The organism is Micromonospora sp. WMMB482 (assembly GCF_019038635.1).
GTDB classification, from domain to species: Bacteria; Actinomycetota; Actinomycetes; order Mycobacteriales; family Micromonosporaceae; genus Micromonospora; species Micromonospora marina.
The window spans coordinates 4,558,479-4,581,144 of sequence record NZ_JAHOPD010000020.1 but is presented as its reverse complement, the minus strand read 5'-3'; the positions used below and the strand labels follow the sequence as shown (position 1 = coordinate 4,581,144).

The following is a 22,666-nucleotide window of genomic DNA, read 5'->3' as shown; positions in this document are numbered from 1 at the left end:
TGGGGACGACCATGAGGATGACCCGTCAGGGCCGGTGGGCGGCGGCGCTGCTGGCGGCCGTACTCGCCGGGGCGGTGGGCTGGCCGGGCGCGGCGAACGCGGCCGGTGTGACAGTCACGACCTCGCCCGCCCAGGTACGCCAGGGCGACGCGATCCAACTGTCGGTGGTGGTGCCGGCGGACCGGCCGGGCAGCCGCACCACCAGGATCGAGCTGACGATGCCCGCGGACGCCCCGATCGGCGAGGTGTACCCGCTGTCGGTGCCGGACTGGGCGCCGACCATCACCACCCGCACGCTCGACCAGCCGATCCCCGGCATGCATGCGTCCGAACTGAACCAGGTGACCCACTCGGTGAGCTGGCTGCGGATGCCCGGCACCGGCACCGGGCCGGCCCGGCTGCCGCTGGGCATGGGACCGATGCCCGCCACCGACCGGCTGACGTTCACCGTCCTGCAGACGTACGACGACGGCACTGTGGTCCGGTGGGCGGACCCGGCGGGTGGCGCGCACCCCGCGCCGACGGTCGAGCTGCTGCCGCCGCTGCCCGGCACCGTGACGCACGACGGCGGCGCCGGTACGAACGGCGGCGCGCACGGCGGTCACGGCGCGGCGGGCGGCCCCGGCGCGGCCGGTGGGGCGCAGGGCGGTGCGGCGGGCGGCGCGGCACCGGCGGCCGACGACGGGCCGAGCGCGGACCTGCTGCTCGGCGGCGGCCTGCTCGCCGGGCTGGCCGGTGGCGCCGCGATCGGCTGGCTGCTCAGCCGCCGTCGACGCGACACCATGACCCTCCCGCACGACGACAGCCCTTCCCCCGACGAGCCCGTCCCCGCTGGTGGTGCGCGCCGGAACGCATGATCGACTCCACCTCGCCGAGGTGGCTGCATCCCTCCCCCGCCGACCCCGCCACTTCCCCGAACTGGCGCGCGCACCCACGACCACGGCCGGCGAGGGAGGTCGGGCGGTCAGGCGGGGGTGGGGAGCCAGCCGGGCAGTGGCTCGCGGGCGGTCAGCCAGCCCTCCGGCACGCCGCCCGCCGCGCCGACCCCGGTGTACGCGGCCACGATCCCGCCCACGATCGCGGCAGTGGTGTCCACGTCGCCACCCGCCTCCACGCAGGCACGGATGGCGGCGGGGTAGTCGTGCAGCAGCGTGGCGGCGACCCAGAGCGTGAACGGCACGGTGTCCTGCGCGGTGACCCGCGAGCCGTTGCCGAGCGCGTCGGCCGCCTCGGCGACGGAGTGACCGAGCAGCGCGGCGGCCCGGCGTACCCCCCGGTGCACCTCACCGGCCGGGTCGAGCGCCCCGGCGACGGCGGTGAGCAGCCGGGCCGGGTCGGGCCGGTCGCCGTCGAGGCGGGCGCGGGCGGCGAGCGAGGCGGCCACCGCGACCGCGACCGCGCCGGCCACGCCCTCCGGGTGGGCGTGGGTCACCTCGGCGGAGGCGCGGGCCTGCTCGGCGGCGCGCCGGGCGGAGTCGGCGTGCCAGGCGCCGAGCGGTGCGACACGCATCGCGGCGCCGTTGCCGCAGGAGCCCTGCCCGTCGAACGCGGACGCGGCGGCCACCGGCCAGGGCGTGCCCGCCCGGATGAGTTCCAGCAGCTCGACCGCGCCCGCGCCGTAGCGGCGGGCCGGGTCGTAGTGCGCGGCGAAGGCGAGCGCGAGGACGTCGGGCTCGATCCGGCCGTGCCTGGCGAGCACGTCGAGCACGGAACAGGCCATCTCCGTGTCGTCGCTCCACAGCCACGGGCCCGGCGGCAACGCATCCGACCACGGGGCGACCGTGCCGCCGGGAACGAAGAACCGGGAGCCGAGGGCGTCGCCCACCGACAGGCCGGCCAGCGCGTCGCGGGCGAGCGTGAGGCGGGTGTCGGGGAAGAGCGTGAACGTCATCGCCGTCCCAGCTTGCCCGGTTGGCCGGACCGCCGCAACGCGACCGGCTTGCCATGCCGAGTACGGTGCTGACGTGGCAACCGTCCTGCTGGTCGAAGACGACCACGTCGTGCGCGGCGCCATGCTGCGGTCGCTGACCGACCGGGGACACGCGGTGCACGCCGTCGGCACCGCGCTGGACGCGCTGCGCCGGGTCGCCGCGGAGACACCGGATCTGGTGGTGCTCGACCTCGGCCTGCCCGACCTGGACGGCTCGGACGCGCTGCGCATGCTGCGCGGCATCACCGACGTGCCGATCATCATCGCGACCGCCCGCGACGACGAGCAGTCGGTGGTACGGCTGCTGCGCGCCGGCGCGGACGACTACATGGTCAAGCCGTTCACCGGGGCGCACCTGGACGCCCGGATCACCACTGTGCTGCGCCGGGCCGGCCGGGCCAGCCGCACCGTGGCACCGGCCGTGCACACGGTCGGCGGCCTGCGGGTCGACGTGGGCGAGCGCAGCGCGGTGCTGGACGGGGAGGCGCTGGCCCTGACCCGTAAGGAATTCGACCTGCTGGCGTATCTCGCCGCGCGTCCCGGCCGGGTAGTGTCCCGGCGGGAACTCTTGGAGGAGGTATGGCGGCAGCCATCGGTCGGCGAGGACCAGACCATCGACGTTCATCTGTACTGGCTCCGCCGCAAAATGGGCGAGTCCGCGGCGAAGCCGCGCTACCTGCGCACCGTGCGGGGGGTCGGCTTCCGGCTGGTGGCGCCGGACTGAGGCTCACGCTCGCCGGGCTCACCGCCGGCCTGTGCGGCCTGATCGCGCTCGCCTTCCTCGTCCCGCTCGGGTTCACCCTCGCCGACCGGACCCGGGAGGCGGAGCTGGCCGACGCCGCCCGCCGGGCCGCGCTGGTGACCGGCGCCCTGGCGGTCAGCACCGACACCGCGACCATCGAACGGGCGGTGGCCGCCGCGGCCGGCGACGATCCGGCCCTGCGCCCGGTCGTGCACGGCGTCGGCGCCGACGAGTCGGCCGGGCGCGCCGACCCGCAGGTGCTGGCCGACGCCGCCGCGCAGCGGCGGTCGGTGGTGACCGAGGTGGACGGCGGGGTGCTACGGCTGGACCCGGTGGTGCTCGGTGACCGGGTCGCCGTGGTGGAGGTGTTCGTCCCCGACGAGGTGCTCGACTCCGGCGGCGGCGGACGGTGGCTGCTGCTGCTCGCGATCGGCCTGGCGCTGGTCGGCGCGGCGGTCGCAGTGGTCGACCGGGTGGCGGCCCGGGCCGTGGACGCCACCGGCGACCTGGTCAAGGCGGCGCTCGCGGTGGGCGACGGCGAGCTGGGGGTACGGGTCGAGCCGACCGGCCCGCGTGAGCTGGCCGAGGCCGGGCACGCGTTCAACCGGATGACCGAACGGCTGGTGGCGCTGCGGGCCGACGAGCACGAACTGGTCGCCGACCTGTCGCACCGGCTGCGTACGCCGCTGACCGCGCTGCGGCTGGACGCCGAGGCGCTGGAGTCCGACGACACGAGCATCGGCACGTTCAGCGAGGCGGAGCTGGACCGGCGGCGCGGCATCCGGCGGATCCGGCAGGCGATCGTCACGCTGGAGGGCGAGGTCGACCAGCTCATCAAGACGACCCGCAAGGCGGTGGCCCAGGAGACGGCGCCGTCGTCGTGCGACGTGAGCGAGGTGGTCCGGGACCGGATGGTCTTCTGGTCGGCGCTGGCGGGTGACCAGAACCGGCCGCACCGGGTGGTCGGGGCGCAGTTGCGGATCCCGGCGCCGGTGCCCCGCGCCGAGCTGGCCGCCGCGCTGGACGCGGTGATCGGCAACGTGTTCCGGTACACGCCGCAGGGCACCGCGTTCGAGGTGGCGGTGAGCCGCCGGGACGGCTGGGTGGCGATCCGCATCGACGACGCCGGGCCGGGCATCGCCGACCCGGACCGGGCGTTGCGCCGGGGCGAGAGCGACAAGGGGTCCACCGGGCTCGGGCTGGACATCGCCAAGCGGGTCGCATTGCAGGCGAGCGGTTCGGTGAGCATCGACCGGGCCCGCCTCGGCGGGGCGAGCGTGGTGATGCTGCTGGCCGACCCGGACGCCGCGCCCCGGCCGGTGAACCGGTTCGGGCTGGTCGGGCGGATGGCCCGGGAGGTACGCGAGCCGCGTCCCGGGCGGCGCTGGCCGCGCCCGCGCTGACCCGTGGCTGTGCACGGGCGCAAGTTCTCCTTAAGGGTGGTTTAACGGCGGCCGCGAAACCGGCGTGAACTGCCAGGATCGCTGACAGAACCCATCAGTTCCGTCGGCCGGGACGCCCCGTAAGACCTTTCGGCCGACGGATCATGCGCGCGGCGGGAGTCCGGTCCCCCCACACCTCGCTCCCGTCGCGCGCGCTCTCCCCGTCGATCCCGGGCGTGAGGTGACCGTCATGCCACCGGCCGGCGCCCGCCGGGCCCGGTCATGCCGCCGCACTCACCGCGCTGACGGCGATGCTGCTGACCGCGCGGCGCCTCAGCGTGCCGCGCTCGCCAGGTACGCGTCGATCTCGGCGGTGATCCGGGCCTGCTCGGCCGGCGCCAGGAACGCCGCCGCGACCGCGTCGCGTGCCAGCGCGGCGACCCCGTCCGGCCCGAGTCGCAGCAGCCGGGCGGCCACCGCGTACTCGTCGTTGAGCGTGGTGCCGAACATCGGCGGGTCGTCGGAGTTGATGCTGACCGGCACGCCGGCCTCGACCAGCCGGGGCAGCGGGTGCGCGTCCAGGCTCGGTACGGCACGCGTGCGCACGTTGGAGGTCGGGGCGATCTCCAGCGGGATCCGCCGCTCGGCGAGGTAGGTCAGCAGCGCCGGGTCCTGCGCGGCGGAGATGCCGTGGCCGATCCGCTCGGCGCCCAGTTCGCGCAGCGCGTCCCAGATCGTCTCCGGGCCGGTGGTCTCGCCGGCGTGCGGCACCGAGCGCAGCCCGGCCGCCCGGGCCTGGTCGAAGTACGGCTTGAACTGCGGCCGGGGCACCCCGATTTCGGGCCCGCCGAGGCCGAAGCTGATCAGCCCGTCGGGTCGTTCGTCGAGCGCGATCCGCAGCGTCTGTTCGGCGGCGGGCAGGCCGGCCTCGCCGGGGATGTCGAAGCACCAGCGCAGCGCGATGCCGAAGTCGGCCTCGGCGCGCTTGCGGGCGTCCTCGATCGCCTCGCAGAACGCGGGCGCCGGGATGCCGCGGTTGACGTGCGAGTACGGCGTCACGGTCAGCTCGGCGTACCGGACCTGCTGGCGGGCCAGTTCCCGGGCCACCTCGTGGGTGAGCAGCCAGACGTCGTCGGCGTCGCGGATCAGATCCACCACGCTGAGGTAGACCTCGACGAAGTGGGCGAAGTCGCGGAACGCGAAGTAGTCGGCGAGCGCCTCCGGGTCGGCCGGGACGGGACTGCACCCCTCGTGCCGGGCGGCCAGCTCGGCGACGATCCGGGGCGAGGCCGAGCCGACGTGGTGCACGTGCAGCTCCACCTTGGGCAGTCCGGCGATGAAGGTGGGCAGGTCGGTCACGAGTTCTCCTCTACGCGGGCGCCGGTACGGGCCACCATGAAGATCCGGCGGAACGGGAAGTACACCTGACCCTGCCGCACCGGGTACGCCTGCGCGAGCCGTACCCCCAGCTCGGCGCGGAAGGCGGCCCAGCCGGCGGCGTCCAGCGCGGCGCGGACCGGGCGCAGCGCGGTGCCCTCCATCCAGGCCAGCACCGGGTGGTCGGCGCCGGTGGCGGGCAGCAGATGCACGTACGTAGTCTCCCAGGCGTCCACCGCGCAGCCCGCGCCGGTCAGCAGCGTGGCGTAGCCGACCGGCTCGTCGACGGGCGCCTCGCGCAGCTTGCCGGTGAGCGCGTCGCGCCACCGGTCCTGGGCGGCGACGGAGCGCAGCAGCCGGTGCGACGGCGCGTCGAAGTTGCCTGGCACCTGGAACGCCATCCAGGCGCCCGCCGGGAGGGCGCCCGCCCAGCGGCGGAGCAGGTCGCGGTGTTCCGGCACCCACTGGAGCACGGCGTTGCCGACCAGCACGTCCACGTCGGGCTCGGGCCGCCAGTCGCGGGCGTCGGCGACGGCGTACGTGACCGGGCCGCCCTCGGCGGTCGCCCGGGCGATCATCTCCGGGGAGGAGTCGAGGCCGGTGACCCGGCTGCCGGGCCAGCGGCCGGCGAGCGTGGCGGTGAGGGTGCCGGGGCCGCAGCCGAGGTCGACCACGGCGCGGGGGTGCTCGGCGCCGACACGGGCCAGCAGGTCGTGGAACGGCCGGGAGCGCTCGTCGCCGTAGCGCAGGTAGGTGCGCGGATCCCACATGACAACCTCCAAACCGTACGTACGTCTTGTTAGACGGTACGGCCCGGCGCGCGCCACGGCAACCCGCTCACTAGGCTCGACCGGGTGGAACAGCGCAGCTTCGACCGGCTCGGCCGGCACGTCGGCATCATCGGACTCGGCGCCTGGCAGCTCGGCGCGGACTGGGGCGAGGTAAGCGAGGACGACGCGCTCGCCGTGCTCGCCGCCGCCGTCGACGCGGGCGTCACCTTCCTGGACACCGCCGACGTGTACGGCGACGGCCGCAGCGAGGCGCTGATCGGCCGGTTCCTGCGCTCCCGCTCCGGGCACGGGCTCACCGTCGCCACCAAGATGGGCCGCCGGGTGGAGCAGACGCCGGAGGCGTACACCCTCGGCAACTTCCGGGCCTGGACCGACCGGTCCCGGGCCAACCTCGGCGTCGACACGCTCGACCTGGTGCAGTTGCACTGTCCGCCCACCGCCGTCTTCGCCGACGACCGGGTCTTCGACGCGCTCGACACACTCGTCGACGAGGGCCGCGTGGCCGGATACGGCGTCAGCGTGGAGACCTGCGACCAGGCGCTGACCGCCATCGCCCGGCCCGGTGTGGCCAGCGTGCAGATCATCCTCAACGCGGTCCGGCACAAGCCGCTGGAGCAGGTGCTACCCGCCGCCGCTGCCGCCGGGGTCGGGATCATCGCCCGGGTGCCGCTGGCGAGCGGCCTGCTCTCCGGGCGGTACGACGAGAACACCACGTTCCCGGCGAACGACCACCGCACGTTCAACCGGCACGGCGAGTCGTTCGACGTGGGCGAGACGTTCTCCGGCGTCGACTACGACAGCGGCCTGGCCGCGGTGCGCCGGCTCGCGCCGCTGGTCGGCGACGACCGCACGATGGCGCAGTTCGCGCTGCGGTGGATCCTCGACCAGCCCGGCGTGACTGTGGTGATCCCCGGCGCCCGCTCCCCCGAGCAGGCACGGCGCAACGCCGAGGCGGCCGGGCAGCCGGCACTGACCGAGGTGGAGCTGACCGCGGTGCGGGCCACCTACGACGAGCTGATCCGCCCGCAGGTACACGAACGGTGGTGAGCCGGCCGGTCGGCGCGGCGGCGGCGGGTGGCCGCGGCGGCGGGCATGCTGGAGCGGGACTGTCGTCGGAGGGGGAACGATGAGGGGTTGGTTCCGGCTCACCCTGGGGCTGCTCGCCGTGGTGCTCGGTGCGCTGTGGACGGTGCTGGGCCTCGGCTACGTCGAGGGCAGCGTGCTGAGCGACCAGCGGATCTGGGCGCTGGCCGGCCCGGTGCTCGTCCTGTTCGGACTGGCCGGGCTCTGGTGGGGCATGCGGGCGCGGCGTCGCTGAGGGGCCGGACACGGTGAAGCCCCGCCTCCCGTACGGGATGCGGGGCTTCCGGCACCGGCCGGCGTGGCCGGTGCGGTCAGCTCAGATGGGGCGGACCTGCTCGGCCTGCGGACCCTTCTGACCCTGGGCGATCTCGAACTCCACCCGCTGGTTCTCCTCCAGCGTGCGGTAGCCGCTGGTCTGGATGGCCGAGAAGTGGACGAACACGTCAGCACCCCCGCCGTCGACGGTGATGAAGCCGAAGCCCTTGTCAGCGTTGAACCACTTCACGGTTCCCTGCGCCATGTGTATCTCCTTCTAAAACTGGCGGCCGAGCACGCCGTGCGGCCGATTGGCCGTTTTCGAGCAGCGGCGCCTGAGGCGGCCCCCAATGCAGGAGACTTCTCTCAACCCACGCGTCTCTCAACAGCGTGAGACAGCAAACCACGTACGCAAAAACTTCGCACAGCCTAGCGGACGAAATTCTCCGACATGTGACCTGAAGGTCGCGCGGGCGGCCCTGCGCGGCCCCGCCGGAGCCATGCGAAAGGCCCCTTTCCCGCGCTCGGGAAAGGGGCCTTTCCGGCCTTCTCGTCAGTCCGGCCAGTGACCGGTCAGCCGGCGTACGCCGACCGCTCCACCCCGGTCGACGGCGGCCCGCACCGCCGAGAAGATGGCACCCTGCAGGGCCGCGGCGGCGAGCACCTCGCCCCAGCCACGGTCCTCGTCGGTGGCGCTCGGCGCCTCGCCGTCGCCCGCCGTCACCTTCCAGACCTGGCGGAAGATCGCCCCGGCGACGGCACCGGCGGCCAAGCCGAGCAGCACCCCCACCGGCCGGTACGCCACCTTGCCGATCTTCCCGCTCACCTGTGCCTCCCTCGGACGATCACCAGCACCACCGCGGTCACCAGCGCGCCGGCCGCGATGGCCGCCCACGGCAACGGGTTGCGCCCGACCGCCTCGCTCTTCTCGTACGCCTGTGCCCGGACCAGCCGGGCCCGCTCGGCCGCCCGCCCGCGCATCCGGGCCGCGGTCAGCGACGCCTGCTCACGCATCCGCGCCTTCGCCTGCTCGGCGGAGTGCCGCACCAGCGCCTTCGGATCGGCCCTGGCCGCGAGCAGCTCCATCGTCTCACCGAGTTCCACCCGGGTCCGGCGGATCTCCTCCCGGAGCGCCGCCACGTCCCCGGTCCCGTTACCGGTCATGCCCGCCTCCCGTCCTTCACCGCGGCGGTGACCGTGTCGACGTCCGCCCGAACGCTGCGGACCGCCGCCTCCGGCACCGGCGGGACGGCACGGCTGACCTGCTTCTTGCCCACCAGCGCCAGGATCCCGGCGAGCAGGAACAGCGCCACCGCCACGATGAGGGCGGCCAGCCACGCCGGCATGACAAGCGCCAGCAGCAGGATCACGGTGGCGACCAGGGCGCCGGCGCCGTAGAGCGCCATCACCCCACCACCGCCGAACAGACCGATCCCGATCCCGGCGTGCTTGCCCTTCTGGGTCAGCTCCGCACGGGCCAGGGCCAGCTCGTCCCGCACCAGGCGGGTGACCTGCTCGGTGGCGCGCTGTACCAGTTCGGCGGTGGACGGCTCGCTCCCGGTCCGCGACGTGCTGCGACTCGCGACGTCAGCCATGCTGTCCTCCTTTCGTCATCACCGCGCTGTATGCCCGGAGTCGCCGCCCGTCAATCCTGCGCGGCGCGGCCGGTCCGCCCGGCCGCGCGCCGCCGCGACCCGGTGCCGGGCACCGGATCCGGGGCGTGCGCACCACGTCCCCCGCAACCGCCCGGCCAAACCCGTCCGGCGCGAAAGCCGCCCGTACGCGCCGAACCCCGGCGCCGTTGGCGGCCGGGGGTCCGATCGGGGGCGCGGGATCAGCGGCGCGCCTCGGCGTGCTCCTCCCGGCCCACGAACACCTCGCTGCGGGCCTCGCCGTCGTCGCTGCCGCCGAAGACCCGCGCGTCGTCGGGCGCCTCGGTGTCGGCCGCGCGGCGTACCGGGCGGCGCGGCTGCACCGCCTGCCAGGGCAGCGGGCCGGTGGCGTCGCCGACCTCGGCGCGCAGCCGGGGCAGGGCGGTCGGGCGCTGGTCGCGTACCCAGGTCACCAGGTGCTCCCGGACCAGGCAGCGCAGATCCCACAGGCTGCCCGCGTCGGCGGCGCTGACCAGCGCGCGGACCTTGACCAGGCCGCCGGTCGCGTCGGTCACCTGGAGGACGCAGACCCGCCCGTCCCACAGCTCGGTGCCCTCGCACAGGCGGCGCAGTTCCTCCCGCATCGCCTGCACCGGAATGGCCCAGTCCAGGTCGAACTCGGCGGTGCCGAGCACGGCCGCCTCGGTACGGGTCCAGTTCTGGAACGGCCGGCTGGTGAAGTACGAGGTGGGCAGGATCAGCCGGCGGTCGTCCCAGACCTGCACCACCACGTAGCTGAGCGTCAGCTCCTCGATCCGGCCCCACTCCCCCTCGACCACCACCACGTCGTCCAGGCGTACCGCGTCGCTGAACGCGAGCTGGAGACCGGCGAAGACGTTGCCGAGCAGGCTCTGCGCGGCCAGCGCGGCGACCGCGGCGATCACACCGGCTGAGGTGAGCACACCGGCGCCGATGCCGCGTACGGCCGGGAACGTCATCAGCATCACGCCGACCGTGAGGATCACGATCACCGCGATGGTGAGCCGTCGCAGCAGCACCACCTGGGTACGCACGCGGCGGGCGTGCCTGTTGTTCGGCACGTCGACCCGGAACCGGGCCAGCGCGGTGTCCTCCGCCACCACCAGCAGCGCGGCCACCAGCCACGCGGTGGCGGCGATCGTCGCCAGCACCAGCGTGTGGAGGACGAACTGCCGCCACGGGCTGCCGACCGCGTAGCCGGTGGTGAACCGGACCGCGAACTGCACCGCGGCCACGGTGAGCGCGACCTGGAACGCGCGGTGCGCGTGCTCGGTCAGCTCGGTCATCAGCAGCGACCGGCGGCCGAGGCGGCGGGTGACCCGGTGCACCACCTGGGCCAGCACCAACGCCATCGCCGCCGCGGCGAGCGCGGCGGCGATGGTCATGACGTAACTCTGCACGAACTCTCTCTCCCTCCGCCCGGGCGGCAATCGGGCAAAGGCCCAATCGTGCCCGGCGGCCCGGGTATCGACCAGGATCAGACCTTGCGGAACCGGGACTGGAAGAAGCAGTACACACCGAACGCGGCGATGCCGAGCGCCATGACCGCCAGCAGCCACGGCCCGTACGGCTGGTCGCGCAGCGTCCGCAGGGCGGCGTCGAGGCCACGCGCCTTCTCCGGGTCGTAGTTCACCGCGGCGACCACGATCAGCAGGCCGGTGATGGCGAACACGGAGCCCCGGGCGGCGTACCCGGCCATGCCGAGACGACGGGTGAGCTGCCGGGTCTTCGGGCTCATCTCGCCGGTCTTGAGGTTGCGCTCGAACTTCTTCTTCAGGCCGTAGATCACCATGCCGATGCCGACCGCGGCCAGCACCAGACCGGCCAGGCCGACCAGCCAGCGGCCGCCGTCGGAGGCCATCAGCTTCTCGGAGAGCTGCTCCTGCCGGTTCGAGGCGTTGGCGCTGGCGTCCTGGACCACCTTGATCGCGGTCCAGCCCAGCCAGACGAAGACGACGACGCGGACCACCGAGGCGATGCGCTCGAAGAGCCGTTCCTTGCCGGTCTTGGACACGTGGCCGATGGCCGCCTGGAAGGCCTGCCAGATCGCCATGGCGAACAGGCCGACCGCCACCGCGATCAGGACGAACTTCCCGAGCGGCTGTTCACCGAGGGTGCGCAGCGCGCCGTTCTGGTTTCCCTCCTCGCCCGAGTTGCCGAAGGCGATCTGCAACGCAAGCCAGGCGAAGAGAAGGTGCACGATTCCGTATCCGATGAAACCGACGCGGGTCAACAGTTCGAGCCACCGGCTGTTCTTGGCCTGCGCGGCGGTGGCTCCGGCGTTCCGGGTGAGAGACATGAGCCCTCAATCTCCCGGCGGGAGATTCTCCAAACGTCTCCGCCGGGAGGGACGGCCGAAACGGATCAGCCGTTGAGGTCGCTGGCCACCCGCAGCACGACCTGCTGGTCGGAGACGCTGTCCAGGCTGACCTGGAAGCCGGCGACCTCGGTGGCCTGCTGGCCCACGGTGAGCGAGAGCTGTTCCCCGGCGACCTCGACGGTGACCTGGTCGCCGTCGGCGCCGATCAGCTTCGCCTCGACGCCGAGGATCCGGGCACTGGCCTCCACGCCGCGGTCGAAGGTGACCGTGCAGGCGTCGAGGCCGCAGTCGGTCTCGGCACCCTCGGAGCTGCATCCGGCGAGCAGAGCGGCGCCGAGGGCGAGGCCGGCGAGCAGACCGGCGGCGCGGCGGGCGGGGGCGGAGGTGGCGCGTCGGGTCGTCACCCGCCCAAGGATAGGCGGCGTGCGCCACCGCGCCCCGCGCAGGCGGGCGCGGGGCGGCCACGCCGGGCGGGGGGTCCGGGTGCGCGCTAGGGTGCCGGAATGGCTTTCGACGTCGCCCGGGTCCGGGCCGCCTACCCTGCCCTGGGCGAGGGATTCGCCCACTTCGACGGCGCCGGGGGCACCCAGACCGCCGCCGCTGTCGTCGAGGCGGTGGCCGGGGCGATGCGCGCCGCGACGGGCAACCGCAGCGCCGCCTTCCTCCCCGGCCGCCGGGCGCTGGATCTGGTCGCCGGGGCACGGGCCGCGGTCGCCGACCTGCTCGGCGCGCAGCCGTCCGGCGTGGTGCTCGGGCCGAGCGCCACCGCGCTGACGTACACGCTGGCCCGGACGCTCGGCGCCGGCTGGCGTCCGGGCGACGAGGTGGTGGTCTCCCGGCTGGACCACGACGCGAACGTCCGCCCGTGGGTGCAGGCCGCGCAGGCGGCCGGCGCCACCGTGCGCTGGGCCGGGTTCGACCCGGCGACCGGTGAGCTGCCCGCCGGCCAGTACGCCGACCTGGTCACCGAGCGCACCCGGCTGGTGGCGGTGACCGCCGGCAGCAACGCGAGCGGCACCGTGCCGGACGTGACGGCGATCGCCAAGACCGCGCACGCCGCCGGCGCGCTGGTCTGCGTGGACGGCGTGCACTCGGTGCCGCACGGCCCGACCGACCTGGCCTCGCTCGGCGCGGACTTCCTGGTGACGAGCGCGTACAAGTGGTCCGGTCCGCACCTGGCGGCGATGGTCGCCGACCCGGCGCGCTGGGCGGCGCTGCGCCCGGCGAAGCTGGTCCCCTCCGCCGACGGTGTGCCGGACCGGTTCGAGTACGGCACGCCGAGCTTCCCGCTGCTGGCCGGCGTGACCGCCGCGGTGGACCACCTGGCCGGTCTGGACCCGGCGGCGACCGGCGACCGGCGCGAGCGGGTACGCGCCGGGCTGGCCGCCGCGCAGGCGCACGAGGAGGCGGTATTCGACCGACTGCTCGCCGGGCTCGCCGACAGGTCGTTCGTGACCGTGTACGGCGCTCCGGCCCGGCGCTGCCCGACGGTGTCGTTCCGGGTGGCCGGCCTGACCCCGGCGCGGACGGCGGAGGCGCTGGGCGAGGCGGGCCTGTGCCTGTCGCACGGCGACTACTACGCCTACGAGTACTTCGAGGGCATGGGCCTGCGGGGCAGCGGCGGCGCCGTGCGGGCCAGTGTCTACCACTACAACACTGTCGACGAGGTGGACCGGCTGCTGGCCGAACTGGACCGGCTGGCCGGGCCCGGAGGGAGAATGATCCGGTGAGCTTTCTGGTCGAGGAGAACACCGCCGAGCGCCGCTTCGAGATCCTGGTGGACGACGCGCTGGCCGGGTTCGCCGCGTACACGCCCCGGGGCGAGACGCTCGTCTTCACGCACACCGAGGTCGACGACCGGTTCCAGGGTCAGGGCGTCGGCGCGGCGCTGGTCCAGGGCGCGCTGGACCAGGTTCGCGCCCGGGGCGGCCGGGTGGTGCCGCAGTGCCCGTTCGTGGCCTCGTTCATCGAGCGCCACCCGGAGTACGCCGACCTGGTGGCCGGCAAGCCGTGAGGCCCGGCCCGGCCGGGGGAACCTCCCCGCCCGGCCGGGCCGGGAGTCAGCGTGCCCCGGTCAGCACCTCGGCGGCGGCCCGCGCCGCCGCGGCGGTGGCGCCGTGGGTGGCCAGGTGCACCGCGCCGGTGACCAGTTCGGGCACGCCCAGCTCGACCACCACCGCGTCGGGGCGGGCGGCGAGCGCCTGGCGCACCGCGTCCCGCATCCAGTCGTGGCGGTGCAGGTCGCGTACCACGAGCACCAGCGGCCGGCCGGCGGGTGCCGCACCCGGGTCGGCCGGTACGGCGTCGGCGGCGTAGCGGGCGGTGGTGGTGCCGGGCGCCAGATGGGCCAGGGGCGCGGCGATGCCCCACGGCGTCTCCTCGCCGATGGCGATGTTGCGCGGCGGCGCGAACTCCACCACGTGAGCCGGACCGCTCAGTGGCAGCAGCCCGGCGTCGCCGGTGACCCGGACCGCGCGGCGGGCGGCGGCGAGCCCGACCGGTGAGCCGGTTGCGGGCGGCGTGCCGGTGGCCCGGCGGGCGCGGGCGGCGACGCTCCACGCGGCGAGCTGACCGACGCGCTTCGCCGCCTCGGCGAGCCGTTCCTCGGGCAGTTCCCCGCTGATCACCGCCGCGACGATCGCGTCGCGCAGCTCGCGGGCGTCGGCCTCGGTGGCCCGTTCCCCGCCGACGCAGATCGCGTCGGCACCGGCCACGAGCGCGCGCACCGCGGCGCCGGTGAAGCCGTACCGGTCGGCCACCGCGCGCATCTCCACCGCATCGGTGACCACCACGCCGCCGAAGCCCATCTCCTCGCGCAGCAGGCCGCCGAGCACGCGCGGGCTGAGCGTGGCGGGCAGTTCCGGGTCCAGCGCCGGCACCAGCAGGTGACCGGTCATCACCGCCTGCGCCCCGGCGGCCACGGCGGCGCGGAACGGGGCCAGCTCGACCGCGTCGAGGCGGGCCCGGTCGCCGCCGATGCGGGGCAGGTCGTGGTGCGAGTCGACCCGGGTGTCGCCGTGCCCGGGGAAGTGCTTGGCGCAGGCGGCGACGCCGCCGGACTGCAGGCCGCGCACCCAGGCGGCGGTGTGCCGGGCGACCAGGTCCGGGTCGGCGCCGAAGGAGCGCACCCCGATGACCGGGTTGGCCGGGTTGGAGTTGACGTCGGCGTCCGGGGCGTAGTCCAGCGTCACGCCGACGGCCGCGAGTTCGGCGCCGAGGTCGCGGGCGACCTCCTCGGTCAGCGCCGGGTCGTCCACCGCGCCGAGGGCGTAGTTGCCGGGACGGGAGCTGCCGCGGGCGGACTCGATCCGGGTGACGTCGCCGGCTTCCTCGTCGATCGCCACGATGACGTCGGGCCGCTCGGCGCGCAGGTTCGCGGTGAGCGTGGCGACCTGCTCGTGGTCGACGACGTTGCGGGCGAACAGGACGACCGAGCCGAGGCCCTCGCCGAGCCAGCGGCACACCCAGGGCGGCGGTGTGGTGCCGACGAACCCCGGTTGCAGGACGGCGGCGGCGAGTGCCGCCAGGTCTCCGGTCGATCCCACGGTCCGCTCGCTCATCTGCTGTCGTACCCCCGTCTCCCCCACGGACCCGCCAGGGCCGGCGGGTGCTGACATGGTCACACCGCGCCGCTAAATAGTCAACAATCCTTACTGTTAGCCGGTGGCGCCCCGCGGCAGGCCGTGGGAGAGTTCCCACATGTCCGCTCTGCCGCTCGCCGACGCCACCGGCGCCGCCGACATCCCCGGCGTGCGCCTGCTCGGCCTGGTGGTCGGCGGCCTGTTCCTGCTGATCGCGATCCGGGCCATGTTCCGCCGCTGATCCCGCGCCCCCGGGTTGGAGCCCGCCGCCGGGGGTAGGGCTTGCCGTGTCCGGACGCGACGGAGCCGTCCGGTCACCGGCGCACCCCGCCGGTCACGGCGGAGAGGGCACACACTCATGAAGATCGGCTACTTCCTGTCCAGCGAGGAGTACACCCCGGCGGAGCTGCTGGCCCAGGCGCACGGCGCCGAGCAGGCCGGCTTCGAGGCACTGTGGATCTCCGACCACTACCACCCGTGGGTCGACGCGCAGGGCCAGAGCCCGTTCGTCTGGTCCACGATCGGCGCGCTCAGCCAGGTCTGCCGGCTGCCGGTGACCACGGCCGTCACCTGCCCGACCATGCGCATCCACCCGGCTGTCATCGCGCAGGCCGCCGCCACCAGCGCGGTGCTGCACGAGGGACGGTTCGTGCTCGGCGTGGGCACCGGCGAGGCGCTCAACGAGCACATCCTCGGCGACGCCTGGCCGCAGACCGACGTGCGGCTGGAGATGCTGGAGGAGGCGGTCGAGGTGATCCGCGAACTGTGGCGCGGCGAGTTCGTCAACCACCACGGCAGGCACTACACAGTCGAGCACGCCCGGATCTACACCCGGCCGGACACGCCCCCGCCGATCTACGTCTCCGGGTTCGGCCCGAAGTCGATCGAGCTGGCCGGCCGGATCGGCGACGGCTACGTCAGCACCATGCCCGACGCCGACATGGTGCGCCGGTTCCGCGAGTCCGGCGGCGGCGACAAGCCGTGCCAGGGCGGCTTCAAGGCCGCCTACGCCGACACCGCCGACGAGGGCGCGCGGATCGCGTACGAGCGCTGGCCCAACGCGGGCGTGCCGGGCGAGCTGTCCCAGGTACTCCCCTCCCCCCGGCACTTCGAGCAGGCCGCCGAGCTGGTCCGGCCGGAGCACGTCCGGGACGCGTTCGTCTGCGGCCGGGACGCCGACGCCCACCTGGCGATGATCGACGAGTACGCCAAGGCCGGCTTCGACGAGGTGTACGTGGCGAACACCGGCCCGCACTGGCAGGGCCTGTTCGACCTGTACGAGCGCGAGATCCTGCCGCGGCTGCGGTGAGCGGCGGCGGCGGTTTCGCGCGGGACCACCGGGGGTAGCTGAGGCGCTTGATGAAACTGACCACGCACTCCTCCAGCCTGCGCCGGGCGGCGCGGAACCTGTTCGGCTGGACCGCGCTGCGGCCCAACCAGCTCGCCGCCATGCGCGCCGTGATGAAGCGCCGCGACGCCCTCGTGGTGCTGCCCACCGGCGCCGGCAAGTCGGCGATCTACCAGATCCCGGCCAGCCTGATCCCCGGCCCGACGGTGGTGATCTCCCCGCTGCTGGCGTTGCAGCAGGACCAGATCGCCGCGCTCAACGAACGGCAGCGCCCGGAGCTGCGTGCCGTGCGGGTCAGCTCGGACGAGAGCGCCGCCCAGCAGGCCGAGGCGATCGAGGACATCCGCGCCGGGCGCGCGGAGTTCCTGTTCATCACGCCGGAGGCGCTGAACAACCCGGACCGCCTCGCCGAGGTCCGTGAGCTGAAGCCGGCGCTGGTGGCGATCGACGAGGCACACTGCATCTCGGCGTGGGGCCACGACTTCCGGCCTGACTACCTGGCGCTCGGTCACCTGATCGACGGCCTGGGCCGGCCGCCGGTGGTGGCACTCACCGCGACCGCCTCCCCGCCGGTACGCGACGACATCATCGCCCGGCTGCGGCTGCGCGAGCCGGAGGTGGTGGTCTCCGGGCTGGACCGGCCCAACCTCTTCCTGGAGGTGGCCCACTGCCCGACCGACGACTACCGGTGGCGGCGGCTGCTCGCGCTGCTGCGCGACGACGAACGGCCCGGCATCATCTACGTGCCGACCCGGCGGGCGGCCGAGGAGCTGGCCGAGCGGCTCACCGGCGCCGGTTTCCCGGCCGAGTTCTACCACGGCGGCATGCCCACCGCGGCCCGGCACGAGCTGCACGAGGCGTTCCTGGCCGACCGGGTACCGATCATGGTGGCCACGTCGGCGTTCGGCATGGGCATCGACAAGCCCAACATCGCCTGGGTGGTGCACATGGCGCTGCCCGACTCGCCGGACAGCTACTTCCAGGAGATCGGCCGGGCCGGGCGCGACGGCTCGCCGTCCCGGGTGCTGCTGCTGTGGCGCTCCGAGGACGTCGGCCTCCAGCGCTACTTCAGCGGCGGGCTCCCCGACGCCAAGGAACTGACCGAACTCGCCGCGGTGCTGCGCGGCAAGGCCCGCAACCGCAAGGAACTGCGCGAGCTGACCGGTCTCGGTCCGCGCAAGCTGGGACAGTACCTGTCCCTGCTGGAGCAGGTCGGCGCCGCCGAGCCACGGGCCAAGCAGCGCATCGGCGCGCCCCGGTACGCCCCGGCGGCCGCCGAGTCCGGCCGCGCCGCGCTGGCCGAGGCGGAACGGCAGCAGACGGTGACCCGGTCGCGTACCGACATGATGCGCGCGTTCGCCGAGACCACCGGCTGCCGGGGACAGGCCCTGCTGGCGTACTTCGGTGAGCAGATGAACGAGGTCTGCGGGCACTGCGACAACTGCCACGCGGGCACCAGTGTGGCGGCTGACGGCGCGGTCGGGCCGTTCCCGGTGCACAGCCAGGTGCGCCACCCGGAGTGGGGCGCCGGCCTGGTGCTCAGCTACGAGGAGGACCGGATGACGGTGCTCTTCGACGAGGTGGGCTACAAGACGCTGTCCGTGCGCGTGGTGTCCGAACAGGGCCTGCTGGAGCTGGACTAGCCTGACCCGGGCGCCCCGGGGGCGCCCGTCGACAACGACGACCACGGCGAAAGGGGCCTGATCGTGATCGAGCAGCCGGCGTACACCCGGTTCGGCGTCTCCGACGAGGAGTGGGGACTGCTTGTGGGGCTGCCGCAGTCGGTGCTCACCGCGGCGGCCGCCGCCGAGTCCGACGGCACCCGCCGCACCATGGCCGAGAACGCCGCCGGGCTGGAGACCATCGCCGCCGGCCGGGAGTCGGCCAGCCCGCTGGTCGCCGCGGTGGCCGGTGAGGTCGTCGACCGGGTGGGCGACCCGGAGACCGGCGCGGAGCTGCCGGTGCTCACGCCGCAGGATCCCAAGGCGATGATCGAGGACGTGCTGGCCCGGGCCGGGCAGGCGTCCGCGCTGCTCGCCGCGCGGGTGGACGAGGGGCAGGCCGGGGCGTACCGGCACTGGCTGGTGGACATCGCCGAGCAGGTGGTGGGCGCGGCCTCCACCGGCGGCATCCTGGGTCTGGGCGGCGACGCGGTGACCGACTCCGAGCGCCGGTTCCGGGACCGGCTGGCCCACGTGCTGAACGACTGAACGGACCGCAAACAGAAGCCTCGCAGATCCGTCAATGACGGACGTCACGGCCCCACGGGTGCCTCTTTCCGGCCCCGTGGGGCGTCCTGTTCGTGCAGGGTGTGACGAGCACGGGAGTCGTTGATGGACGGGAAGCTGCACCGGCAGGTCCTCGACACGCAGGCGCTGCCGCCGCGGGAGCGCTTCGGCATGTGGCTGGACCTGATGGCGAGCATCCCGACGCCGCTGCGGGTGCGCACCGCGCACGCCGACGACTTCGTCGCCCGGGCGGAGTTCGTCGACCTGGGCCGGATGCAGCTCATCCGCTACCGCTACCCGTCGGTGGACTGCGTGCGCACCTCGAAACTGATCCAGCGCTCCGACCCCGACTACTACCTGCTCGCGCTGACGCTCAGCGGCACCAGCCAGGCCGAGCAGGAGGGGCAGTGCGCCCGGTGCCGCCCCGGCGACCTGACCTTCTACGACTGTTCCCGCCCGCACGAGGTCAGTCACCACGCCGACCCCGCCGGGCCCGGGTTCGCGCACTCGATCGTGGCCCTGATGCCGTACGACGCGCTGCCGCTGCCGCCCCGCCGGCTAGCTCCCCTGTTCGCCGGCCGGATGCCCGGCAACGAGGGCGTCGGCGGGCTGGTCGCCGACTTCCTCATCCGGATCACCGCGAAACCCGAGCAGTACCACGCGGCCGACGCGGAGCGGCTCGGCGCCGTCGGTCTCGACCTGGTCGCCACGCTGCTCGGCCGCAACCTCGTCTCCGAGGACGCGGTGCCGACCGAGGTCCGGCGGCGTGCCCTGCTGGCCCAGGTGCGCGCATACGTGCGCCAGCGCCTCGGCGACGCCACGCTCGGCCCGGGCACGATCGCCGACGCGCACCACATCTCGGTGCGCTCGCTGCACCGGCTCTTCGAGGACGAGGAGACCACGGTGGCCGCGTACATCCGGGACGAGCGACTGGCCCGGTGCCGCCGTGACCTGGCCGACCCGGCGCTGAGCGACCGCTCGATCCAGGTCATCGCCGCCCGCTGGGGTTTCCGGGACAAGGCGCACTTCAGCCGCGTCTTCCGGGCCACGCAGGGTGAGACACCGCAGGCGTACCGGGCCCGTCACCTGGAATCGGCGCGGATCGTCAACAGCACGGCATCCACCGTCAACCTGTCCCGTACACACTGAAAGCCGGGCCGGAACCGCACGTGGCCCACGGATATCGGGGGGCCGGGCGTGGCGTCCGCGGCGGTCCCGGCCGCGGGCGGCCCGCCCGGTAGACAGGCCCCCGGAACCGCGCCGCCGACCGAGGTTTCCGGCTCCGTCGCGCTTCCCCCAGGACCGACGGGGCCGGTCGGCGGTCAGCCGGCCTCCTCCTCCAGCAGCGCCAGCACCGACTTCTCCACCGCCTCGCGCGGCATCTCCGGCTGCACCGGCGCCAGCACCCCGTCGTGGTAGAGGTCGACCACGCGCGGGTCCACGTACGAGGTCCGGGCCACCGTCGGGGTGTTGCCGAGCAGTTCGGCGACCGAACGCATCACCGCCGCCACGGCACGCCTGCGGGCGGTGGCGGAGCGCTGCGGGCCCACGGTGGCCAGTTCGGCGGCGGCCAGCACCGTCGCGTGCCAGGTGCGGAAGTCCTTCGCGGTCATCTCACCGCCGCTGGCGTCGCGCAGGTAGTCGTTCACCTCGTCGCTGCGCACGTCGCGCCAGGCGCGGCCGTCCCAGTAGCCGAACAGCCGTTCCTGGGCGCGCCGGCGACGGCGCAGGTTGAGCAGCACCCGGCACAGCTCGGCGTCCTCGATCCGGCGGACCTGGTCGATGCCACCCTTGGCCGGGAACTCGAACACCACGCACCCACCCCGGGAGCGGGTGTGCTCGGGGCGCAGCGTGGCCACCCCGAACGTGGGGTCGTCGCCGGTGGCGTACTGGTCGCTGCCGACCCGGAACGCGCCCATGTCGAGCAGCCGGGCGACGGTGGCCAGCACCCGCTCCCGGCGCAGGCCGCGCAGCGCCAGGTCGTGGGTGACCCGGTCGCGCAGCGCCGGCAGCCGGTGCGCCACCTCCAGCACGTGGTCGAACTTGGCCTCGTCGCGCTTGCGCCGCCAGCGCGGGTGGTAGAGGTACTGCTTGCGGCCCGCCGCGTCGATGCCGGTGGCCTGGATGTGGCCGTTCGGGTACGGGGAGATCCACACGTCCCGCCAGGCGGGCGGGATCACCAGCTCGCGCAGCCGGGCCAGCTCGCCGGCGTCGCGCACCGGCTCGCCGGCCGGGTCGAGGAACAGCCAGCCCTTGCCCCGCCGGCGGCGCGCGTACCCCGGCCGGCCGAGATCGCTACGCCGCAACCGCACCGGAGACCCGTTCCACGTCGGCCACCGCAGCCACCACCTCGTCGATCCCGATGGCACTCAATGTCGGATGGGTTCCTACCCCGGCTGACCCGGTCGAATCCGGGTTGACGGCGGTGGGCTCGATCGCACCCAGCGCCCGGTGCCGGGGCCGGTCCGGCGGTGGGCCCCAGTGCGCCGCGGGCACCGGCCCGAACAGCACCACCGACGCGGTGCCGTAGCCGGTGGCGAGGTGGGCCACGCCGGTGTCCCCGCTGACCACCAGCCGCGCGCCCGCGACGAACGCGGCCAGCTCGGCCAGTCCGGTCCGGCCGGCCAGCACCGCCTCCGGCGGCAGCCCCGCGTCGCGGGCCACCCGCTCGGCCAGCGTCCGCTCCTCCGGCGAGCCGGTGACCGCCACCCGGTGCCCGCGCGCGGTCAGCTCCCGGGCCAGCCCGGCGAACCGGTCCGCCGGCCAGCGCTTCGCCGGGATCTTGCCGCCCGGGTGCAGCAGCGTCACCCCGGCCGGTACGCCGGTCAGCGCCGGACGTCGCAGCGCCAGGTCCCCCGGGTCGGCCGGCAGCCCGTACGCGTGCAGCAGCCGGCACCAGCGGCGAACCTCGTGCTCGTCGTCGTCCCAGGCCGGGCCGTCCGGGTGCCCCGCACCCGGGTTGCGGTGGGCGAGCAGCCGCCCGGGGCGTACGGCGGCCAGCGCCCGGTGCGACTGCGGCCCGCGGCCGTGCAGGTTGACCGCCAGCTCGGGGGGCGGACCGGTCCAGGCGACCCGGTCCGGTCCGGTGGTGGGCAGTACCCGGTCGACCGCCCCGGTCAGCTCCGCCAGCGGCGCCAGCCAGCCCGGCGCGGCCAGCACCAGCTCCCGGCCCGGCAGGCCGGCGCGCAGGCCGCGCAGCGCCGGTACGGCGGTGGCCAGGTCGCCGACCCCGAGCGCCCGCAGCACCAGGATCACGGGTACGAGGACTCCTGCGCGGCGCAGACCACCATCTCGCGTACCGCGCAGCCGGCCGGCTGGGACAGCGCGAACATGACGGCGGCGGCGGTGTCGGCCGGCTCGTTGAGCACCGCGTCCGGGCCGGGCCGGTACTGCGCGTCCCGCTCGTCGAAGAACGCGGTCCGCATCCCGCCCGGGATCAGCAGCGTCACCCCGACCGCGCCGGCCAGTTCGGCGGCGAGCGCCCGGGTGAAGCCGACCACCCCGAACTTCGCCGCACAGTACGCGGTCGCGTCGCTGACCGCCTTCACCCCGAGCGTGGAGGCGACCGTGACGATGCTGCCCCGGGACGCCTCCAGCCAGGGCAGCGCGGCCCGGATCACCGCGGCGGTGGCGAGCAGGTCCACTGTGACGATCCGCTCCCAGGTCTCCGCCGGGATGTCGGCCAGCTTCCCGGGTACGTCCATCCCGGCCGCGGTGACCACGGCGTCCAGCCCACCGGAGCGTTCCGCGAGGTCGCGGGTGGCGGCCTCGGCGGCGCGGGTGTCGGCCAGGTCGCACTCGGCCCAGGGCACCCCGTCGGCGGGGCGCTGTCGGTCCAGCACCAGCGGGCGTCCACCGGCGCGGGCCACCGCGGCGACCACGGCCGCGCCGAGTCCGCTGGAGCCGCCGGTGACCAGGACTGTCGACCCGGCTCCGGGCACGCCGGCGCTCACGCCGCCACCGCCGGACCGGCGGGCGCGACCGCGCCGGGTCGGATG

At 74.7% G+C, this 22,666-nt stretch carries 26 protein-coding genes; 12 read left to right on the top strand and 14 right to left on the bottom strand.

Annotated features, from left to right (window positions below):
* Positions 1 to 11 precede the first annotated feature (11 nt).
* Complete coding sequence (locus tag KSK32_RS22770) at positions 12 to 857, top strand: YcnI family protein (protein ID WP_254187153.1); 846 nt, start codon at positions 12 to 14, stop codon at positions 855 to 857.
* A 107-nt stretch (positions 858 to 964) separates the two neighbouring features.
* On the opposite strand, the gene KSK32_RS22765 is transcribed toward KSK32_RS22770, so the two are convergent.
* Positions 965 to 1,891 carry an ADP-ribosylglycohydrolase family protein gene (locus tag KSK32_RS22765; protein ID WP_216933035.1) on the bottom strand — a complete coding sequence of 309 codons (927 nt, stop codon included), beginning with the start codon at positions 1,889 to 1,891 and terminating at the stop codon, positions 965 to 967.
* Positions 1,892 to 1,964: 73 nt separating this feature from the next.
* On the opposite strand from KSK32_RS22765, the gene KSK32_RS22760 reads away from it, so the two are divergent.
* On the top strand, positions 1,965 to 2,654 hold the full coding sequence (locus KSK32_RS22760; protein ID WP_013285422.1) for a response regulator transcription factor: 690 nt from the start codon (positions 1,965 to 1,967) through the stop codon (positions 2,652 to 2,654).
* A 29-nt stretch (positions 2,655 to 2,683) separates the two neighbouring features.
* Positions 2,684 to 4,075, top strand: coding sequence for a HAMP domain-containing sensor histidine kinase (locus KSK32_RS22755; protein ID WP_216936296.1), 1,392 nt, complete (start codon positions 2,684 to 2,686; stop codon positions 4,073 to 4,075).
* Between the two features lie 312 nt (positions 4,076 to 4,387).
* Here KSK32_RS22755 and KSK32_RS22750 read toward each other — a convergent pair whose 3' ends face one another.
* A complete protein-coding gene (locus tag KSK32_RS22750; protein ID WP_216933034.1) occupies positions 4,388 to 5,413 on the bottom strand; it encodes an adenosine deaminase in 1,026 nt (341 codons plus the stop codon).
* Positions 5,410 to 6,201 (bottom strand): trans-aconitate 2-methyltransferase, encoded by a 792-nt coding sequence (locus KSK32_RS22745; RefSeq protein WP_216933033.1) that lies wholly within the window; start codon positions 6,199 to 6,201, stop codon positions 5,410 to 5,412. Before KSK32_RS22745 ends, KSK32_RS22750 begins: the two co-directional genes overlap by 4 nt.
* Before the next feature lie 84 nt (positions 6,202 to 6,285).
* Here KSK32_RS22745 and KSK32_RS22740 point away from each other — a divergent pair, with 84 nt between their 5' ends.
* Together KSK32_RS22740 and KSK32_RS22735 are read left to right on the top strand one after the other, a co-directional pair.
* Positions 6,286 to 7,269 (top strand): aldo/keto reductase, encoded by a 984-nt coding sequence (locus KSK32_RS22740; RefSeq protein WP_216933032.1) that lies wholly within the window; start codon positions 6,286 to 6,288, stop codon positions 7,267 to 7,269.
* A 79-nt stretch (positions 7,270 to 7,348) separates the two neighbouring features.
* A complete protein-coding gene (locus tag KSK32_RS22735) occupies positions 7,349 to 7,540 on the top strand; it encodes a hypothetical protein (RefSeq protein WP_216933031.1) in 192 nt (63 codons plus the stop codon).
* A gap of 81 nt (positions 7,541 to 7,621) precedes the next feature.
* On the opposite strand, the gene KSK32_RS22730 is transcribed toward KSK32_RS22735, so the two are convergent.
* The 7 genes from KSK32_RS22730 to KSK32_RS22700 form a co-directional block, all read right to left on the bottom strand.
* A complete protein-coding gene (locus KSK32_RS22730; RefSeq protein WP_007075740.1) occupies positions 7,622 to 7,825 on the bottom strand; it encodes a cold-shock protein in 204 nt (67 codons plus the stop codon).
* A 288-nt stretch (positions 7,826 to 8,113) separates the two neighbouring features.
* Complete coding sequence (locus tag KSK32_RS22725) at positions 8,114 to 8,386, bottom strand: DUF4235 domain-containing protein (protein WP_216933030.1); 273 nt, start codon at positions 8,384 to 8,386, stop codon at positions 8,114 to 8,116.
* Complete coding sequence (locus KSK32_RS22720) at positions 8,383 to 8,724, bottom strand: DUF3618 domain-containing protein (protein ID WP_018784992.1); 342 nt, start codon at positions 8,722 to 8,724, stop codon at positions 8,383 to 8,385. The genes KSK32_RS22725 and KSK32_RS22720 overlap by 4 nt, the downstream gene beginning before the upstream one ends.
* Complete coding sequence (locus tag KSK32_RS22715) at positions 8,721 to 9,155, bottom strand: phage holin family protein (RefSeq protein WP_013474843.1); 435 nt, start codon at positions 9,153 to 9,155, stop codon at positions 8,721 to 8,723. The genes KSK32_RS22720 and KSK32_RS22715 overlap by 4 nt, the downstream gene beginning before the upstream one ends.
* Before the next feature lie 239 nt (positions 9,156 to 9,394).
* Positions 9,395 to 10,591 carry a mechanosensitive ion channel family protein gene (locus KSK32_RS22710; RefSeq protein WP_216933029.1) on the bottom strand — a complete coding sequence of 399 codons (1,197 nt, stop codon included), beginning with the start codon at positions 10,589 to 10,591 and terminating at the stop codon, positions 9,395 to 9,397.
* A gap of 77 nt (positions 10,592 to 10,668) precedes the next feature.
* A complete protein-coding gene (locus KSK32_RS22705) occupies positions 10,669 to 11,490 on the bottom strand; it encodes a DUF1206 domain-containing protein (RefSeq protein WP_216933028.1) in 822 nt (273 codons plus the stop codon).
* 65 nt (positions 11,491 to 11,555) lie between these two features.
* Complete coding sequence (locus KSK32_RS22700; protein WP_216933027.1) at positions 11,556 to 11,915, bottom strand: hypothetical protein; 360 nt, start codon at positions 11,913 to 11,915, stop codon at positions 11,556 to 11,558.
* A 99-nt stretch (positions 11,916 to 12,014) separates the two neighbouring features.
* Between KSK32_RS22700 and KSK32_RS22695 the strand changes: the two genes are divergently transcribed.
* Both KSK32_RS22695 and KSK32_RS22690 read left to right on the top strand, forming a co-directional pair.
* Positions 12,015 to 13,241 carry a cysteine desulfurase-like protein gene (locus KSK32_RS22695; protein ID WP_216933026.1) on the top strand — a complete coding sequence of 409 codons (1,227 nt, stop codon included), beginning with the start codon at positions 12,015 to 12,017 and terminating at the stop codon, positions 13,239 to 13,241.
* The gene (locus KSK32_RS22690) at positions 13,238 to 13,525 is read left to right on the top strand and encodes a GNAT family N-acetyltransferase (protein ID WP_216933025.1); all 288 of its coding nucleotides are present in this window, start codon (positions 13,238 to 13,240) and stop codon (positions 13,523 to 13,525) included. The genes KSK32_RS22695 and KSK32_RS22690 overlap by 4 nt, the downstream gene beginning before the upstream one ends.
* A gap of 46 nt (positions 13,526 to 13,571) precedes the next feature.
* Here the strand turns inward: KSK32_RS22690 and KSK32_RS22685 are convergent, their stop codons facing one another.
* The gene (locus KSK32_RS22685) at positions 13,572 to 15,071 is read right to left on the bottom strand and encodes a glycoside hydrolase family 3 protein (protein WP_216933024.1); all 1,500 of its coding nucleotides are present in this window, start codon (positions 15,069 to 15,071) and stop codon (positions 13,572 to 13,574) included.
* A 139-nt stretch (positions 15,072 to 15,210) separates the two neighbouring features.
* On the opposite strand from KSK32_RS22685, the gene KSK32_RS34230 reads away from it, so the two are divergent.
* The 5 genes from KSK32_RS34230 to KSK32_RS22665 all read left to right on the top strand — a co-directional run bounded on the left by KSK32_RS34230 (position 15,211) and on the right by KSK32_RS22665 (position 19,817).
* Positions 15,211 to 15,333 (top strand): hypothetical protein, encoded by a 123-nt coding sequence (locus KSK32_RS34230; RefSeq protein WP_256451504.1) that lies wholly within the window; start codon positions 15,211 to 15,213, stop codon positions 15,331 to 15,333.
* 117 nt (positions 15,334 to 15,450) lie between these two features.
* A complete protein-coding gene (locus tag KSK32_RS22680) occupies positions 15,451 to 16,401 on the top strand; it encodes a TIGR03557 family F420-dependent LLM class oxidoreductase (RefSeq protein WP_216933023.1) in 951 nt (316 codons plus the stop codon).
* 50 nt (positions 16,402 to 16,451) lie between these two features.
* Complete coding sequence (locus tag KSK32_RS22675; RefSeq protein WP_216933022.1) at positions 16,452 to 18,083, top strand: ATP-dependent DNA helicase RecQ; 1,632 nt, start codon at positions 16,452 to 16,454, stop codon at positions 18,081 to 18,083.
* 63 nt (positions 18,084 to 18,146) lie between these two features.
* Positions 18,147 to 18,650, top strand: a complete 504-nt coding sequence (locus tag KSK32_RS22670) for a hypothetical protein (protein WP_216933021.1) — start codon at positions 18,147 to 18,149, stop codon at positions 18,648 to 18,650.
* Between the two features lie 123 nt (positions 18,651 to 18,773).
* Positions 18,774 to 19,817, top strand: coding sequence for a helix-turn-helix domain-containing protein (locus KSK32_RS22665; protein ID WP_216933020.1), 1,044 nt, complete (start codon positions 18,774 to 18,776; stop codon positions 19,815 to 19,817).
* Positions 19,818 to 19,990: 173 nt separating this feature from the next.
* Here KSK32_RS22665 and KSK32_RS22660 read toward each other — a convergent pair whose 3' ends face one another.
* From KSK32_RS22660 to KSK32_RS22650, 3 genes are read right to left on the bottom strand one after another with little or no spacing between them, the layout of a single operon-like run.
* Positions 19,991 to 20,980 carry a DNA topoisomerase IB gene (locus KSK32_RS22660; protein WP_216933019.1) on the bottom strand — a complete coding sequence of 330 codons (990 nt, stop codon included), beginning with the start codon at positions 20,978 to 20,980 and terminating at the stop codon, positions 19,991 to 19,993.
* Positions 20,964 to 21,923, bottom strand: a complete 960-nt coding sequence (locus KSK32_RS22655; RefSeq protein WP_216933018.1) for a glycosyltransferase family 9 protein — start codon at positions 21,921 to 21,923, stop codon at positions 20,964 to 20,966. Before KSK32_RS22655 ends, KSK32_RS22660 begins: the two co-directional genes overlap by 17 nt.
* Entirely contained in the window at positions 21,920 to 22,621 is a 702-nt protein-coding gene (locus tag KSK32_RS22650; RefSeq protein ID WP_216933017.1) for an SDR family oxidoreductase, read from the bottom strand. The genes KSK32_RS22655 and KSK32_RS22650 overlap by 4 nt, the downstream gene beginning before the upstream one ends.
* Between the last annotated feature and the right edge of the window lie 45 nt (positions 22,622 to 22,666).